The organism is Acinetobacter johnsonii, assembly GCF_048551975.1.
GTDB classification, from domain to species: Bacteria; Pseudomonadota; Gammaproteobacteria; order Pseudomonadales; family Moraxellaceae; genus Acinetobacter; species Acinetobacter johnsonii_A.
Genome location: NZ_JBIMCF010000207.1, coordinates 1 through 280, shown reverse-complemented (window position 1 = coordinate 280; position 280 = coordinate 1). Strand labels below are relative to the sequence as shown.

General features: G+C 41.8%; 1 protein-coding gene. It reads left to right on the top strand.

Translation table 11 applies throughout. The annotated features are described in order from the left end of the window. Positions 1 to 280: alanine racemase (locus tag ACG9ZB_RS17265; RefSeq protein ID WP_419326850.1), on the top strand; the 280-nt coding region annotated here is incomplete at both ends.

Genomic DNA, 280 nt, shown 5'->3' with positions numbered 1-280 from the left:
CTACAGAATTTAGACATTGAATGGCATTTTATTGGGCATGAACAATGCAATAAAACCAAACATTTGGCTGAAAAGATTGCATGGGTGCATGGAGTTGATCCTTTAATTAATGCAGAGCGTTTATCGGCGCAGCGTCTGATAACACAACCACCATTAAATCTTTGTCTACAGGTCAATATCGATGCTCAAGACAGCAAAGATGGCTGCCACCCTGATGAGGTTGTTGAGTTGGTAAAAAGTATCCGTCAGTTGCCTAACATCAAACTGCGTGGGTTGATGG